This is a genomic window from Paenibacillus gorillae, assembly GCF_000513275.1.
Lineage (GTDB): Bacteria > Bacillota > Bacilli > Paenibacillales > Paenibacillaceae > Pristimantibacillus > Pristimantibacillus gorillae.
On sequence record NZ_CBVJ010000012.1, the window covers coordinates 18,200 to 33,811 of the forward strand.

General features: G+C 46.1%; 15 protein-coding genes and 1 tRNA gene. 9 read left to right on the top strand and 7 right to left on the bottom strand.

Going from position 1 to position 15,612, the window contains the following annotated elements; translation table 11 throughout:
• Window positions 1–109: 109 nt before the first annotated feature.
• Window positions 110–1,432 (top strand): ABC transporter substrate-binding protein, encoded by a 1,323-nt coding sequence (locus tag TY10_RS00730; RefSeq protein ID WP_042159565.1) that lies wholly within the window; start codon window positions 110–112, stop codon window positions 1,430–1,432.
• Between the two features lie 98 nt (window positions 1,433–1,530).
• Here the strand turns inward: TY10_RS00730 and TY10_RS00735 are convergent, their stop codons facing one another.
• The gene (locus tag TY10_RS00735) at window positions 1,531–2,220 is read right to left on the bottom strand and encodes a FadR/GntR family transcriptional regulator (protein WP_042159567.1); all 690 of its coding nucleotides are present in this window, start codon (window positions 2,218–2,220) and stop codon (window positions 1,531–1,533) included.
• A gap of 266 nt (window positions 2,221–2,486) precedes the next feature.
• Here TY10_RS00735 and TY10_RS00740 point away from each other — a divergent pair, with 266 nt between their 5' ends.
• From TY10_RS00740 to ilvC, 3 genes are read left to right on the top strand one after another with little or no spacing between them, the layout of a single operon-like run.
• Window positions 2,487–3,683, top strand: coding sequence for an MFS transporter (locus TY10_RS00740; RefSeq protein WP_042159569.1), 1,197 nt, complete (start codon window positions 2,487–2,489; stop codon window positions 3,681–3,683).
• Complete coding sequence (locus tag TY10_RS00745) at window positions 3,676–4,494, top strand: ABC transporter ATP-binding protein (RefSeq protein WP_042159702.1); 819 nt, start codon at window positions 3,676–3,678, stop codon at window positions 4,492–4,494. The genes TY10_RS00740 and TY10_RS00745 overlap by 8 nt, the downstream gene beginning before the upstream one ends.
• Window positions 4,484–5,479, top strand: coding sequence for a ketol-acid reductoisomerase (gene ilvC, locus TY10_RS00750; RefSeq protein WP_042159570.1), 996 nt, complete (start codon window positions 4,484–4,486; stop codon window positions 5,477–5,479). Before TY10_RS00745 ends, ilvC begins: the two co-directional genes overlap by 11 nt.
• 145 nt (window positions 5,480–5,624) lie before the next feature.
• Here ilvC and TY10_RS00755 read toward each other — a convergent pair.
• Window positions 5,625–5,711: transfer RNA gene (locus TY10_RS00755), tRNA-Leu, on the bottom strand.
• Window positions 5,712–5,922: 211 nt separating this feature from the next.
• On the opposite strand from TY10_RS00755, the gene TY10_RS00760 reads away from it, so the two are divergent.
• A complete protein-coding gene (locus TY10_RS00760) occupies window positions 5,923–6,345 on the top strand; it encodes an Rrf2 family transcriptional regulator (RefSeq protein WP_042159580.1) in 423 nt (140 codons plus the stop codon).
• Between the two features lie 80 nt (window positions 6,346–6,425).
• Here TY10_RS00760 and TY10_RS00765 read toward each other — a convergent pair whose 3' ends face one another.
• A complete protein-coding gene (locus TY10_RS00765; protein WP_238327390.1) occupies window positions 6,426–7,421 on the bottom strand; it encodes an AraC family transcriptional regulator in 996 nt (331 codons plus the stop codon).
• Window positions 7,422–7,665: 244 nt separating this feature from the next.
• On the opposite strand from TY10_RS00765, the gene TY10_RS00770 reads away from it, so the two are divergent.
• The 3 genes from TY10_RS00770 (at window position 7,666) to TY10_RS00780 (ending at window position 11,626) form a co-directional block, all read left to right on the top strand.
• Complete coding sequence (locus TY10_RS00770; protein WP_042159584.1) at window positions 7,666–8,652, top strand: oxidoreductase; 987 nt, start codon at window positions 7,666–7,668, stop codon at window positions 8,650–8,652.
• A 225-nt stretch (window positions 8,653–8,877) separates the two neighbouring features.
• Entirely contained in the window at window positions 8,878–10,623 is a 1,746-nt protein-coding gene (gene cysI / locus TY10_RS00775) for an assimilatory sulfite reductase (NADPH) hemoprotein subunit (RefSeq protein WP_042159704.1), read from the top strand.
• 169 nt (window positions 10,624–10,792) lie between these two features.
• Complete coding sequence (locus TY10_RS00780) at window positions 10,793–11,626, top strand: uroporphyrinogen-III synthase (RefSeq protein ID WP_042159586.1); 834 nt, start codon at window positions 10,793–10,795, stop codon at window positions 11,624–11,626.
• 92 nt (window positions 11,627–11,718) lie between these two features.
• Here TY10_RS00780 and TY10_RS00785 read toward each other — a convergent pair whose 3' ends face one another.
• Entirely contained in the window at window positions 11,719–12,495 is a 777-nt protein-coding gene (locus tag TY10_RS00785) for an amino acid ABC transporter ATP-binding protein (RefSeq protein ID WP_042159588.1), read from the bottom strand.
• A gap of 183 nt (window positions 12,496–12,678) precedes the next feature.
• Between TY10_RS00785 and TY10_RS00790 the strand changes: the two genes are divergently transcribed.
• Complete coding sequence (locus TY10_RS00790; protein WP_162160550.1) at window positions 12,679–13,038, top strand: c-type cytochrome; 360 nt, start codon at window positions 12,679–12,681, stop codon at window positions 13,036–13,038.
• Window positions 13,039–13,205: 167 nt separating this feature from the next.
• Here TY10_RS00790 and msrB read toward each other — a convergent pair whose 3' ends face one another.
• The 3 genes from msrB to TY10_RS00805 are packed head-to-tail and all read right to left on the bottom strand — an operon-like array spanning window position 13,206 to window position 15,608.
• Complete coding sequence (msrB, locus tag TY10_RS00795) at window positions 13,206–14,294, bottom strand: peptide-methionine (R)-S-oxide reductase MsrB (RefSeq protein ID WP_042159590.1); 1,089 nt, start codon at window positions 14,292–14,294, stop codon at window positions 13,206–13,208.
• Between the two features lie 11 nt (window positions 14,295–14,305).
• Entirely contained in the window at window positions 14,306–14,863 is a 558-nt protein-coding gene (locus TY10_RS00800) for a redoxin family protein (protein WP_042159592.1), read from the bottom strand.
• Between the two features lie 19 nt (window positions 14,864–14,882).
• Window positions 14,883–15,608 carry a cytochrome c biogenesis CcdA family protein gene (locus TY10_RS00805; RefSeq protein WP_420329367.1) on the bottom strand — a complete coding sequence of 242 codons (726 nt, stop codon included), beginning with the start codon at window positions 15,606–15,608 and terminating at the stop codon, window positions 14,883–14,885.
• Window positions 15,609–15,612 lie beyond the last annotated feature (4 nt).

Consider the following 15,612-nt stretch of genomic DNA (forward strand, 5'->3'; position numbering starts at 1 on the left):
ACTTTTTCCATACTTTTTCTATAACTCCTCCAAATCTTATTTGATGCTTGTCTGTATAGTTAGGACCTGTAAGCAATCGAATTCGAATACGTTGAAAAGGATGATCGCAATGAATAAGAAATGGACCTTGCTTGTACTGGCCGCATTATTAATGTTAACGGCTTGCAGCAATACGGATGCTTCAGTGAACTCCGGCGCCCCGTCGCCAGGTGAGAAGAAGACCGTTGTTGTGGCGGTGATGAGTGCTGACCCCTTCCTGGAGAAAGCAGCCCTGGCATTTGAAGCGCTTCATGATGATGTTCGGATTGAAATTAAATCCCATATGGCTAATCCTGATGGAGGGCCAAGAGTAGCCGTATCGCTGGCCGATATCGAGAAATATATTCAAACCTTAACGACACAAGCTCTTTCAGGTAAAGGAGCGGATTTGATGACAATGGGAATTTTGCCTGAAGATAAATTTGTGGAGAAGAATGTACTAGTCAATCTGTATGAGCTAATGGAGAAAGATTCATCTTTTGATAAAGGGAAGTATTACGAGAACGTTTTGAAATCCTCTCAAGTGGGTGACGGTCTTTATGCGATGCCGCTTTCTTTTTCGATAGATGCGATTCAGGGCAACACGGAGCTGCTGAAGAAAGCCAACATTAGTATGAATGACAACAATTGGACCTGGAGTCAATTTGCTGACATCGTTAAGAAATTGAAAGAACAGAATGGCTCCGACTATATGGCATTCGTCAATCCTAGTCAAATCATTGCCGATTATATTTCTGAAAATGGCTCCGAGTTCCTGAATAAAGGAGAGCCGAATTTCGATTCCGATGCGTTCAGAGATGCATTGACGCAAATAAAAACGATGTTTAGCGAGAAAATAATCGAAGGAATCTATACGGATACAGACAAAGTATTGTTTGCGATGAAAAGTATGAGCAGCCCCAAAAATGCGTTATTGTCTGTTCTGGATCCGAAGCTTCAGTATTATCAGAAGCCGACAATGAACGGTAAATCTTCAGGCTGGAAGATGGGCTCTTTCACTACCTTTGGCTTAAATAGCAAATCGAAGGTCAAGCCGGAGGCATGGGAGTTCCTTAAATTTCTGCTTTCTGAAGAAATGCAGTCTTCACCAGATTTGATGGGCTTACCCTTGAACAAAGCTGCGATTGACGAGAAGTTCGCTGATACGGAGCAAGAGCTTGAGCAAGGCAAGCTGGAAGTGAATTTTACCATACCCGATTCCGAGACGGTGAAGAAACAAATTCAATCGTTAAAAACCTTATTGGAGGGAGATGGAGGAGAGAAACAATTCAGCGATCAGAAAGTGCTTAATATCGTCTTTGAAGAATTTTCACCTTATCTTATGGGACAGAAGTCGGTTGAAGAAGTGAGCAAACTGATTCAAAACCGGGTGAAGACTTATTTGAATGAATAAGTGTACAGACAAGAAAGCCAACGTTATGGTCTCATAGCGTTGGCTTTCTTTTATAGTAAGGGCATTGAGTGGGGGAAATCCCATAATGGATATTCATATCAGTTGGTTTTTCTTGAACTTTCCTTTAAGTTCTCTAAGATGAGCAGCTTCGCTCTTTCCGTATTTCTATCTTTAATCGCTTGAAGCAATTGCTCATGTATGGGAGTGCTGTCATCATATTGACGGACATCCTGGACGATTAAATGACTCAAGTACTCTTTGAGTATCGTGCAAAAATCACGGTATAAATCAACTAGAAGCTCATTCTGAGTGGATTGGGCAATCGCAAAATGAAAATGAAGATCTGCTTCAACGTAATCTGCATAATTACCGGAATCAAGCGCTTTTTTGCGTTGATCCAGATATGCTTGCATATTTTCCAGATCTTTTTCTGTTCGATTAGCAACGGCTATTTCACAAATTTGCAAGTCCAGCATTTTTCTAACCTCGTAAATATGCTGCTCCCTATATTTTTTTGCCGTTTTCAAGTAGCTTTCGGGTAGTTCAACAGACTTAATATATGTTCCATCACCATGTCTAACTTGAAGGACACCTGCATGAACTAGAATTTTTACGGCTTCCCTGACCGTAGAACGGCCAACTGAAAACTGTTCCATAAGCTCGATCTCTGTCGGTAATTTATCCCCTGGCTTGAACTGTCCGGAGAAGATGCTATTTTGTAGTTGTTCCAGTATTTCATCAACAAGCTTGCGTTTAGGAACAGCTTTGAACCCCTCGTTATTACTCATTAAGATCCTCCTAAGACATCATGTTAATCAGTTAGTTGATATTTATGTGTCTATATCTTTCCGTACAAAATACATAATACATCATATGTATTTTTTTATCAAACAGCCGCATTTAGACGGGGAATTATGAAAAGGGCGATACATCTTCTTGAATATTTCTCTCGATAATTGATTTGACATCAGACGTCTGATGTATTAGTATTTTGTTATCATTTCGGGCTATCTAATCAGTACGATATAAAATTTTGAAATAAGTAGGTGCTTTAATGAAAAAGAAACATGTTGGCTTCATGATTATCGCAATACTGTTTGTGTCTATGAATCTGAGACCTGCCATAACTTCGATTGCTGCTCTGCTCGAAACGATTCAGAGCGATCTCTCGCTAAGCAGTACGACAGTTAGCCTTTTAACAGCAATTCCTGTTATTTGCATGGGCATATTTGCTCCTTTAACTACCAGGTTCATTCAACGATTCGGACTGGAGCGAACAGTGACTTACTGTTTAGTACTCATAGGTGCAGCTACAGGCCTGCGATTTTTTGCTGAAAATACAGCACTATTTCTAATGACTGCTGGTTTGATTGGTATTGGACTGGCAATCATCGGACCATCGTTATCTGGATATATTAAACAGCATTTTCCCAGTCATGCTCATTTGATGATTGGAATTTACTCAGCGGGTATTGGACTAGGGGCTTCTTTAGGTGCAGGACTCACGATTCCTTTAAAAAATCAGCTTCATATCGGATGGCCTGCAGCTCTTGCTTTCTGGCTGATATTGGCGCTCATCTCTATCATGTTGTGGATCTTTGCAACAAAAGGTGGAATTCAGAGCAAACTGACTTCCAAACCAAATAGAAAGCCGTTTCCATGGCGGAACAAACGAGCATTGCTGGTGATGATTTTCTTTGGTCTACAAGGTTGTCTGAACTATTCCATCACGGTATGGATAGCTCCAATTTCGCGGCTGAATCATTTTTCTGAGGCGCTTGCCGGCACCGTGGTCACTGTCTTCACACTCGTACAAATGGGAGCTTCTATAATCCTTCCCTTGTTTGCAGCTAAATTCCCAAATCGTCTTTTTTGGATGCTCTTTAATTCGATTATCCTTTTGTCAGGGCTACTAATGCTTAGCTTTATGAATGGAATGAATGTGCCTTGGATTGCGGCTGTATTATTAGGATTTAGTTCCGGCGGGTTATTTTACCTGGCTTTGCTTCTCCCGCTCGATGAAACAGACAATGCGGAAGATGCAAGTTCTTGGACTTCCATGGTGCAGTTCGGCGGCTATATCTTATCTGGGATTGGTCCAATTTTTACAGGTTGGATTCATAATATTACGGGTAGTTATCCAATCTCCTTTATTGGATTATCTATAATTGGTTTGTTTGTCGTTGTACTGAGTTTAGTTATTGGAAACAAAAAAAGTACAGAAAGGAGAATTACCATTGAAGATTATTGATGTTAGAAATGTGACTTGGATTCGAGATGACTCCACAATTTTGCATGATGTAAGCTGGCAAGTTGAATCAGGAGAGCATTGGTGTATTGTCGGGTTGAACGGGTCTGGGAAAACGACTTTGCTCAATATGATTAACGGCTACATTTGGCCTACCAGGGGTCAATTATCGGTACTGGGTCATACATTCGGAGAATTTGATCTAAGAGAGCTTCGCAAGTCGATAGGCTGGGTTAGTTCTTCTCTTCAACAACGTTTGTATGGAAGTGAGACAGCTTTGAACATCGTGTTAAGCGGTAAGTTTGCAACCATCGGGCTGTACGATGATTTTTTGCAGGAAGACTTGACGAAGGCCTATTCTTTACTCCAGCTGCTTGGTTGTGAGAAGTTAACGAATCGGAGATATGACACATTCTCGCAAGGAGAGCGTCAACGTGTTCTTATCGCTAGAGCCTTGATGGCGTCCCCCAAATTGCTTATTTTGGATGAGCCTTGTACGGGACTTGATGTATTTGCCCGTGAGCTGCTGCTGAATATGGTTGATAACATAACAAAGCAACCAGATGCACCTACCCTGTTGTTTGTAACCCATCATGTCGAGGAAATTATGCCAGTATTCAAAAAAACCTTGCTAATTAAAGAAGGTAAAATATTCAGAGCCGGAGATACACTGGATCTCCTGAATACGGAGCTGTTATCTGATTTTTTTGACGCTCCGCTAGATGTAGAACGTCGCAATAATCGTACATGGCTATTGCCGTCAAGTAATATAACCGAAGAAAAACTCAAGGAGGATTACGTTAATGAGCACTAATATTTATCATGAAAAAGATACAGAAATCAATATGAACATTCTTCAGGGCAAAACAATTGCTGTACTGGGCTATGGAAGCCAGGGCCATGCCCAAGCGCAAAACCTGCGTGACAGTGGTCTCTATGTCATTATTGGTCAGAGAAAGGGCAAATCATTTGATGCAGCAGTCAAAGACGGATTTGAAGTTTTCTCTGTATCGGATGCTGTAAGCCGTGCAGATGTTGTACAAATTTTGCTGCCGGATGAACTGCAATCGACTGTCTATGAAGCTGAAATAAAACCGAACTTAAAATCAGGCGCTGCTCTCATGTTTTCACATGGTTTTAGTATTCATTTTGGACAAATAAAAGCACCGGTTGACAGCGATGTATTATTAATTGCCCCTAAATCCCCAGGGCATATGGTTAGACGATTGTACACGGATGGCTTTGGAGTGCCGGGTCTCATTGCCGTTCATCAAAATGCGTCAGGGAATGCGTTTGCGATCGGATTAGCTTACGGAAAGGGCATCGGCTGTACTCGCGCGGGTGTGCTTGAAACATCATTTCGAGAAGAGACGGAAACAGATCTGTTTGGTGAACAAGCAGTCATTTGCGGCGGGGTAAGCGCACTTGTCAAGGCGGGCTTCGAAACGTTAACAGAAGCGGGTTATTCTCCAGAAATGGCTTACTTTGAATGTATGCATGAATTGAAATTGATAGTGGACCTTATGTACGAAGGCGGCCTTGCCACTATGAGGGATTCGGTCAGTAATACGGCTGAATATGGCGATTATATTACGGGGCCAAAAATTGTAACAGATCGCACAAAAAGAGCTATGCGGGAAGTTTTAGCTGACATTCAGCAAGGGAGGTTTGCTAAGGAATTTATGTTAGAAAACCAATCCGGGCAAGCTACATTAACTGCGATACGCCGTAATGAAGCCCAGCATTCTTTGGAAACCGTAGGGACGCAATTACGCAAGCTGATGACTTGGATGAACTAATGATTACTATTTTAAGAAAATGAATATAAGATAATAGGCCGAAGCAAGCTCAGTGTTCATTGAACTTTGCATTCGGCTTTTTTTACTGTAACAAAAAAAGGTATCCGTCTGCTATAAAGCAGATAGATACCTGTCATTGATGATTTGGTGCGGTCGAGAGGACTCGAACCTCCACGGCTGTTACACCACTAGAACCTGAATCTAGCGCGTCTGCCAATTCCGCCACGACCGCATATGTTGTGTCAACAAAAGGTATAATATCATTTTTGGCAGGGCGAAGTCAAGAAAAAAGTCAAAATGCATTCAATCATACTGTTGGAATGAGATGCATCGCCGAGCAGGCAGCAGGATGGAAGGCAGTCTTCCTGCATTGACAATGAAAACAGTTGTAACTATAATCGTCACATGAATAGCTGCGACTTACAAGCAAGGAGGCGTGCGGGATGAACAATAACCGGTTTGCCGTTGCTGTCCATATACTATCGTTACTGGAGCTTATGAAGGATACGCGCTTAACTTCGGAATATATTGCAGGCAGTGTGAATACCAATGCCGTCGTCATCCGGCGTATAACGGGGATGCTGAGCAAAGCGGGACTCGTGCTGACGAGCCCGGGCGTTGCAGGTGCTTCGCTTTCCCGGCCGGCAGATCAAATTACACTGTTGGACGTTTATCGTGCGGTGCAGAGCGGAGGGCAAGAAGAGCTGTTCGCAATCCATGACAAGCCAAATCCCGATTGCTCCGTAGGGAGGAACATCCAGTCGTCGCTGGAAAATGTATTCTCGCAAGCACAGCTGGCGCTGGAGAATAAGCTTGCTGCTTTAACTTTGGAGCAGGTTACGACGGATCTGGCGAATAAAATGTAGAGGTATACCAGTAGATGAGACGAGGATTTGTCCGACAGGACGGTCCTCGTCTCGTTTTTTTCTCGATAATTGGATTGCCTTTAGAGAGAAGGAGTGAGCAGCACGCTCTTCAATACATCCGCCGCTGAGCTTTTTTGAAGTGATTTGATATCCTGCAGAGGCGGCAGGCCAAAGAGACGCCGGTATTCCCGGTTGAATTGCGAAGTGCTTTCATAACCGACTTCCAATGCGGCATTCGTAGCATCCATCGCGCCGCTCAGCATGAGACGGCGAGCCTCTTGCAGCCGGAGCTGCTTCTGATATTGCAACGGCCCCATTGTCGTAACGGCTTTAAATTTATGCTGTAATCCCGAGACGCTCATATTGTTTGCTTGCGCAAGCTCTTGTGCGGTAAAAGAGCGCGAGTAGTTTTCTTTAATCCAAGCGATAGCGCGGCCGACCCCTTCAGCTTGCTGATCGAAAAATACTTGCTGGAAAAACAAATGACCATAATTCCCTGCAAGCAGCTTATAGATCATTTCGCGTTTGATCAGCTTGGACAGAAACAGAATTTCCTCCCTAGGCTTATCGATGAGCTTAAGCAAGCGGATGAACAGACCTAATAGCTCTGCATCGGATTTTCCGATAAAAGCGCCGACATTCAATTTATTATGCTGAACGTTTACTTTAATATTGGCTTCCGTAATGACGGAAGCGATTTCCTCTGGCGTGAAATCAACCCTTAATCCGATATAAGGTTCAACTGCGCCATTCACTTCGGCGGATGCAGGAAAATCTATTAAGGAAGTTAGAAAGTCGCCTGGCCGAGCATAAATGATATGCGAGCCAGCATGAATTTTTTTGGTACCCTGCAAAATAAGGCAAAATGCTGGCTTTAGAACTACTGGAATAGGCGGCGTCTGTTGTGAGCTTCTGGCAAGCGTAAGAAACGAAATGGCAGTCTGATGCCTTCCGTCCACGGTTGCGATTCTCTTTGTCATAGTGATGATTTGTTCCAATATATCTTTATTATCTATATGAAGCGAAGTGTTCTCTTCAGCAGTGCCATCGGCAGTTTCATCATTTGTGAACATCATTATCCTCCCTATTGCTGAACATCGTCATAATAAAATTATAATCGTTAGCTTACCATGTCTCAATATAACGAGAACAGGTATTGATTGCAGATTTAGGCAAGTTTTAAGCAGAAATGGTCAAGCGCTTCTTGTTCATCTGTATGATAATGAAGCAAGCATGGATGGCGATATAAGGACGGATGGGGACGTAGCCGTTCAAAAATAGAGGAGACAACGGGTCAAATCATTTTAAGGAGGGTATGTTATGTTAACGAATCAAAAACCAATCGGCTCGGGCTTTGGAGCCTCTTCGACGACAACCGAGGTCATAGCCGGCATTGACCTTAACGGCAAAGTTGCAATTGTAACGGGAGGTTATTCGGGTCTTGGCTTGGAAACGGTACGCACGCTGCATGGAGCGGGAGCAACGGTTATTGTGCCGACCCGCGATCCGGAGAGGGCGGCTTCTGCTCTGGAGGGTCTAGCCAGGGTCGAAATTGCGCCGATGAACTTGCTTGATCCGGCATCAATCGATGCATTCGGCGATATGTTCTTGGCCTCTGGGCGTCCGCTTCACATGCTCGTGAATAGTGCGGGCATTATGGCTAGCCCGCTTTCCCGCGACGCTCGGGGCTATGAATCACAGTTTGCCACCAATCATTTGGGGCATTTTCAACTTACGACGAAGCTTTGGCCCGCGCTCTGTCAAGCCCGCGGTGCCCGTGTCGTATCGGTGTCATCCAAGGGGCATCGCTATTCGCCGGTCGTATTCGATGATCCTAACTTTGAACATCGTGCATATGACCGATGGGCAGCGTATGGCCAATCCAAGACTGCTAATATTTTGTTTGCGCTCGAATTGGATCGGCGCGGCAGGGGAGAAGGTATCCGCGCTTTCTCGCTCCATCCTGGAAGTATTGTAGGCACAGGGCTTGAGAAACATCTTACCCGTGAGGAATTAGTTGCTGGAGGTATCCTTAACGAGGATGGAACGCCGATTCTTGATCCGGAAAGACAATTGAAGACGCTTGAGCAGGGAGCGGCGACAATCGTCTGGTGCGCGACAACTCCTATGCTGAGCGGGCTGGGAGGCGTCTATTGCGAAAACTGTGAGGTAGCAACTCTTATGGACGAGGCTGGAGAGGGTTCCAGCATGCGGTCGGCAGCACGCATGGACGGGGTTATGGCTTATGCAGTGGACCCTAAGTCGGCCGAACGTCTATGGGTTTTAAGTCAACAGCTTACTAACTGATTTATAAAGCATGGGGAATAGCCCGTTTCTTCTAAATGAAGAGGCGGGCTGTTCTTCGTTCATTTTCGTGGTCAGACCATGGGAGAAGAATGGATGGCGAGTATTTCTGTCGGTTTGGATGGTTTTTCTTTATTTATTTACTTTTATAATAGTAAGCAAGCTGGAACAATTGGGTGAAAGGTGGCGCTAAGTATGGATAATAAGCAAGCGGATGAAGTACGATCGATGTACGGAGCAACTTTGAAGGTGCCTGATTTGCCGCCCGCCGTCAAACCGCCGGCAGGACCGCCAAGTGAAGTAGAGCACATGAAGCGGGAAAGCGAATATTTACGCGGTACGATTTATGACGGTCTGCGGGACCGGATTACGGGATCAATCTCGGAGCAGGATAATCGGCTGTTGAAATTTCATGGCAGCTACATGCAGGATGACCGGGACGAGCGCAATGAACGCCAGAAGAAAAAGCTGGAGCCCTCCTATCAGTTTATGCTCCGCGTACTGGCTCCTGGCGGAGTCGCTTCCCCTCAGCAATATTTGGCGCTGGACAACCTTGCGCAATTGTATGGCAATCAAACGATTAGATTAACGACGCGGCAATCTTTCCAGCTTCACGGTATTGTGAAATGGAATTTGCAGCAAACAATAAAAACCGTCAATGATATGCTGATGACGACCAAGGCAGCCTGCGGCGACGTGGTCCGTAATGTCATGTGCAACCCGAATCCGAATCAGTCCGATATCCACATGGAGGTATATGGCTGGGCCCGGGCGCTTAGCGAGCATTTGCTGCCGCGCACGCCTGCCTATCACGAAATATGGATCGATGATAAGAAAGTAACGGACAGCCTGCAAGGAAAGCTGGTAGAGCCTATTTATGGCCCTGCTTATTTGCCGCGTAAATTCAAAATTGGCGTAGCCGTTCCCCCTTCGAACGATATTGATGTTTTCTCGCAGGATCTGGGGTTTATCGCCATTGTACAAGATGGAGAGCTAAAGGGGTTTAATGTGGCGGTAGGCGGTGGGATGGGTATGACGCACGGTGATAAGGAAACCTATCCCCAATTGGCAAAGGTCATCGGTTTCTGTAAGCCGGAGCAGGTAATTGATGTTGCTGAGAAAACGGTACTGATCCAGCGTGATTACGGGAATCGTTCCGTTCGTAAAAATGCAAGATTCAAATATACAATTGATCGTTACGGCTTAGACTGGTTTGTCTCCACATTGCATGAACGAATGGGCTGGACTCTGGAAGAGTCGCGTCCCTATCACTTCGAGCATCATGGAGACCGATACGGCTGGGTTAAAGGAAGCAACGGAATGTGGCACTTGACGCTGTTTATTATGAGCGGACGGATTAAAGATGATCCGGGTTATAAGCTGATGAGCGGCTTGCGGGAGATTGCCCGTATTCATAAGGGAGATTTCCGATTAACAGCGAATCAGAATTTAATTATTGCCGATGTATCCAGCCGGGACAAAAGTAAAATTGCTGCTCTAGTGGAGCAGTACGGATTAAGTGACGGGAAGCAGCAATCTGCACTCCGCCGAAATGCGATGTCTTGCGTGTCATTTCCTACATGCGGTTTGGCTATGGCTGAAGCGGAACGCTACTTGCCTTCGCTGCTCGATAAGATCGAATACTTATTAGATGAAGCGGGGCTTCGGAACGATGAAATCGTTATCCGGATAACGGGGTGCCCGAATGGCTGCGCGAGACCGGTGCTCGGAGAGATTGCCTTGATTGGCAAATCGCCGGGAAGATACAATTTATATCTCGGTGCCGATTTCATCGGGCAAAGAATGAGCAGACTATATGCGGAAAATTTAAATGAAGAAGCGATCTTGGAGCATTTGAAGCCATTGCTTAACCGCTATGCCAAAGAGCGTTTATCAGGCGAGCATTTTGGCGATTTTGTCATCCGAGCAGGCGAAGTCAAGTCGGTTGCTTCAGGGCTGGATTTTCATCAATAACGAGGAGATCAGCGGATTTTTTGTTAAACTAGAAATTCACTGATTTTTGAGGGTTCGTTTTCCTGCCGTTTTTGTTATTATAGTGATTAAGTCGGAATTCGCGAGGGAGTCCGGAACATGTCAGATACGTATAGCGGGAAAAAATCTGGAGCCGGTTGGGGGAAACATTGTGGCTAGAGGTCTGGAAGGCAAACGGGTTGTCATCGCAGGCTCCCGTAAATTGCAGGAGCTTAGCGAAATTATAGAGCGGCAGGGCGGCGAAGCTTTTGTTCGTCCGCAGCAGGGCTTGCTGGTGCTAAAAGAGCTGGAAGTGGAACAGGAACTGCTTCAATTGGTCGACAAAGGCACGGATTGGGCAATCTTCACGACAGGAACAGGATTCAGCGCTCTGCTGGAGCAGGCTGAGAAAATTGGGGTTCGAGATCGGATGCTGGATATGCTGCGGCATGCCAAAGTTGGCGCCAGAGGCTATAAAACGTTTAGCTTGCTGAAGCAGCAAGGCATTCAGACACTCGTTGTGGACGAAGACGGAACGACGCAAGGATTAATTCGAGCGCTGCAAGGGCAGTCGTTTTCAGGCCAACACATTGCGATTCAGCTTCATGGCGAACTGATGCCGGAATTAGTTGCTTTCTTTGAAAGACAAGGCGCTGATGTGCAGACTATTTTGCCATACCGCCACGTAGCTCCCGATCATAATGTATCGCATCAGCTTAGCCAAGAGATAGTTGAAGGTATTGTAGATGCCGTTTGTTTTACAACGGCTGTGCAGGTGCGTTATTTTTTTCAATTTGCGAAAACTAACAATCTCTACTCCGAGATCAAGGAAAGCTTTCATCATGGGGTTATTGCAGTCGCGGTCGGCCGGGTAACGGCGGAAGCCTTGAAAGAGGAAGGGATTGAGCGGATTGTAGCGCCTGAGAACGAACGAATGGGCGCGATGATCATAGAGCTTGCACGTTACTACCAGAATACATCCTCGCAACGAGTCATAATGGATTGAATATTAGCTTAAGACTGCTTGTTGCTCGGAAGAGGGCGGGGCGGACGGTTGAACTTTGGTATACCGCCATCCCGCCCGCAAGCTGTCCCCTGTTAACCGTGCAGACTGCTGAAAAAACGGGCTAGTCTGGCGTTATCCTTCGATTCGAAAATTTCCTCCGATGTTCCTTCCGCGACGATGCGGCCTTCTTCCATATACAGCACCCGGTCAGACACCTGACGGGCAAAACGCATTTCATGTGTTACGACAATCATAGTCATTCCTTCTTCAGCAAGCTGAGTCATCATTTGCAGGACTTCGCCTACCAGCTCAGGGTCTAAAGATGAAGTCGGTTCATCAAAGAGCAGTACACTTGGCTCCATTGCCAGTGCCCGGGTAATTGCGACCCGCTGCTGCTGTCCGCCGGACAACATACCGGGATAGTCATTTTTCTTCTCCAGCAGGCCAACGCGTGCAAGCAGCTCCTCTGCATGCCGGATCGCTTCCCGTTTTGATTTTTTGTTGACGTTAACGGGTCCTTCGATAATATTGTCGAGTACGGTTTTATGCTCCCACAGATTGAAATGCTGGAAAACCATCCCGACTTTGCTTCTTACCTTGCTGAGCTTAAACTTGGATAAAAAGGTAAGGTGACTGGCCCGATTGAGCTTATATGCTACAGGCTGGCTGTCGATGAGAATTTCACCGGAAGAAGGAACCTCCAGCAAATTAATCATGCGCAGGAGAGAGCTTTTTCCGGCTCCGCTGGGCCCGATAATAGAAACGACCTCGCCCTTTTGAATAGAGAAATTAGTGCTGTGGACGACCGTCTTCGTGCCGAACGTTTTGCTTATATTGACCAGCTCCAGAACCGGCATGTCAGTAACCATGGAACCAAACCGCGCAGCGAGCCGGGGCATTATTATTCCGAGGTATCGCGAGCTAAGCTTTGTCATCAAACGCTCAAAATTCTGGCCCCTGCATAGCTATAACGGGTCATTTGAATTTGCGGTTCTTTTGTTATGATTGCTGTTGAACTGGAAGGGAAAGGGAAAGGGAAAGGGGATCAAAGGGTGATCAGATTGAAAAGTGTCTTCGTAACATGTCTTTTCGCAGCTGTACTACTGCTTTTGTCGGCTTGTGGAGCGCCAATCGCAAGCGATGCTAATGAGACGAAAACCAGCAGCAAGGAAGAACAGAGCAATACCGATAATGCCGAGCAATTGATCTACAAGAAAAAATGTATATCCTGTCACGGTGTTGACCTCCAAGGCAGGGCAGGCCCAAGTCTTCAGAATGTCGGCAGCCGATTAACGGAGGAAGAAATCTTTGATATTGTAGCAAATGGACGCAAGGGGATGCCGAAGTTTGAGAAACGCATCTCGGAAGAAGAACTCCGCAGCATTTCCCGCTGGTTATCGGAGATGAAGTAAATGGTGGGACACAACCAACACACGCTATAAAGAGGCTGCAAGGTTGATATACCGGCAGGCGATCGACCAGGTTTTGTGCCTTATCGTAATAAAACAGGTCCGTGAATCGCTGCAAGAGCGAGTTCACGGACCTGTTAGTTGTAATACATGCTGCCAGCCAGTTTCATTTATTCCACCGCAGACATCAAGTAACCGTAGTGCTCCTTATCCATCTGCGCAACCGGAATGAATAAAATTGACGCACTATTGATGCAATAGCGTTTTCCTCCGCGATCTTGGGGACCGTCGTCGAACACATGGCCGAGATGAATGTCGCCCGCCCGGCTCCGCACTTCGGTTCGAACCATCCCGAAGCTTGTATCGTCTTTGTAGGTAACGACCTCCGGTATGATTGGCTTCGTGAAGCTCGGCCAACCGCAACCGGAATCATATTTATCGCGACTGGAGAATAGAGGCTCTCCGGTGGCGATATCAACATAAATACCGGGTTCCTCATTATCCCAGTACTCGTTGGAGAAAGCGTGCTCCGTATCATTGTTAACAGCGACCGCATATTGGTCTTTCGTTAACTTCTGCTTCAATTCTTCATCACTAGGTTTCGGATACAGCGAGGGATCGATCACAATTTCCTGATCATCAAGAATGCTTAGATCGATGTGGCAATATCCGTTCGGATTTTTCTCCAAATAATCTTGATGGTACTCCTCGGCCAAGTAATAGTTCTGCAAAGGCAATACTTCAGTAACAATCGGCTTGCTGTACTTTTCTTGCTCCCCAGTTACAGCTTGTTGAATGATTTCTGCATCCTCGGCATGGGTATAGTATATCCCTGTCCGGTACTGAACACCTTGGTCATTCCCTTGCTTATTCTTGCTGGTAGGGTCGATTACCCGGAAGTAATCGGCAAGCAGCTTCTGCAGGGTAACTTGCTTCGGATCGTATTTGACATGAACAGTTTCAGCAAAACCGCGATCTCCCCGGATTACATCTTGATACGTCGGGTTCTCGCCCTCGCCGTTCGCGTAACCTGAGGTTACGTCATAAACGCCGTTAATGCGGGACATATAGGCCTCCACACCCCAGAAGCAGCCGCCAGCCAAGTATAAGTCGCGCAGCTCGGATTCGGGTATGTCGGGCCGGACCGTCGCTGCCGCCGCCTTGGCATTCTGCCGGGCTTGCTCGGCACTGATGGACCCGCAAGCGGACAGCACCAAAATTATAGCAGCCAGAAGTACGCCTAACGTAACGTTTCTCATAAGCATCCTCCTCACCTTATTTCCTTGAATGACTCCATAATCAACTCATTAGAGGCGTGACCAGGAGATGATTTGGCCAGAATGCCGTCTGAGCCGATATAATAGGAGCTCGGATAACCTCTTAAACCAAATTGCTTCGCCCATACTCCGTTCTCGTCAAACAACACTGTGATATTGGAATAAGGCTGCTTAGTGAACCATTCTGTAAAATCCTTCGCGGATTTCTCACCTTTATAATTTGGCGTAACGATTGTAATCACGCGGAAATCATGATCTTGACCGGCTAGCGTATTCAAATCCTCTAGTCCTGCCAGACAGATTGAGCACCAGGAAGCCCAGTATTTCACGTAAACCTTCTGGCCCTTGAAATCTGCAAGCTGGATTTCATTGCCGTTCAAATCGCTTAAGGAGAAGGAGGGAGCAGCCGTTCCCTTATTCATCACTTCATTGTTTTTCACAGTGCTTGCAGCGGAACTTTGCACGGTTTCCTTGGCGCCGCAGGCGGATAGAACGGTTAGAAGAACACCAGCCAGCAGCATAAACTTGATCCATTGCTTTGAGAACTTCATGCTTCATACCCCCAGTCGTTTACTGAAACCATACGACGATCGTATTGAGCTGATCGGTCATGAGCAAAATCCCCATCAGAATGAGAATGAAGCCGGATACAACCTTAATCATCCCCATAAATTTATACAACCGTCTGATCCTTGTGAGAATAAAATCTGAAAATATAGACATCAGCAGAAAAGGAATCGCCAGCCCCAGCGTGTAGATCAGCATCAGAAAACCTCCATAAGCTGGTGAGCCTTCGCCGGCTGCGATACTGAGAATAGCGGCCAGCACCGGACCGATGCACGGTGTCCATCCAAAGCTGAAGGTCAGCCCTAGCAGAAAAGCGCCTATATAGCCTTTACTGTTGATGCGGTCGCTGGAAATCTTCTTTTCCCGTTCTAGCCAAGAAAGCTTAATCCACCCCGTCTGGTATATACCGAACAGGATGACAATGGCTCCGCAGACAGCAATGAAACGTGAGTTCGTGATTACGGTACCGATCGTTCCGAAGCCAAAACCGAGGAAGATGAAAACTGTAGACAACCCAAGAACAAACAACAATGTCCGTATAATTAGTGCTGGCCGAAGCCGGAAAGAACGGGAATCAGCTGTCCCTGGATTTGCACTGCTCGCACCAGTTCCCGACAGGTAGGCAACATATACGGGAAGTAACGGCAAAATACATGGCGCAAAAAACGATAACAGCCCTGCGGCAAATACGCCGAAGAGAAATAATTGCTCGCCTGCCAATTCAATCACCACC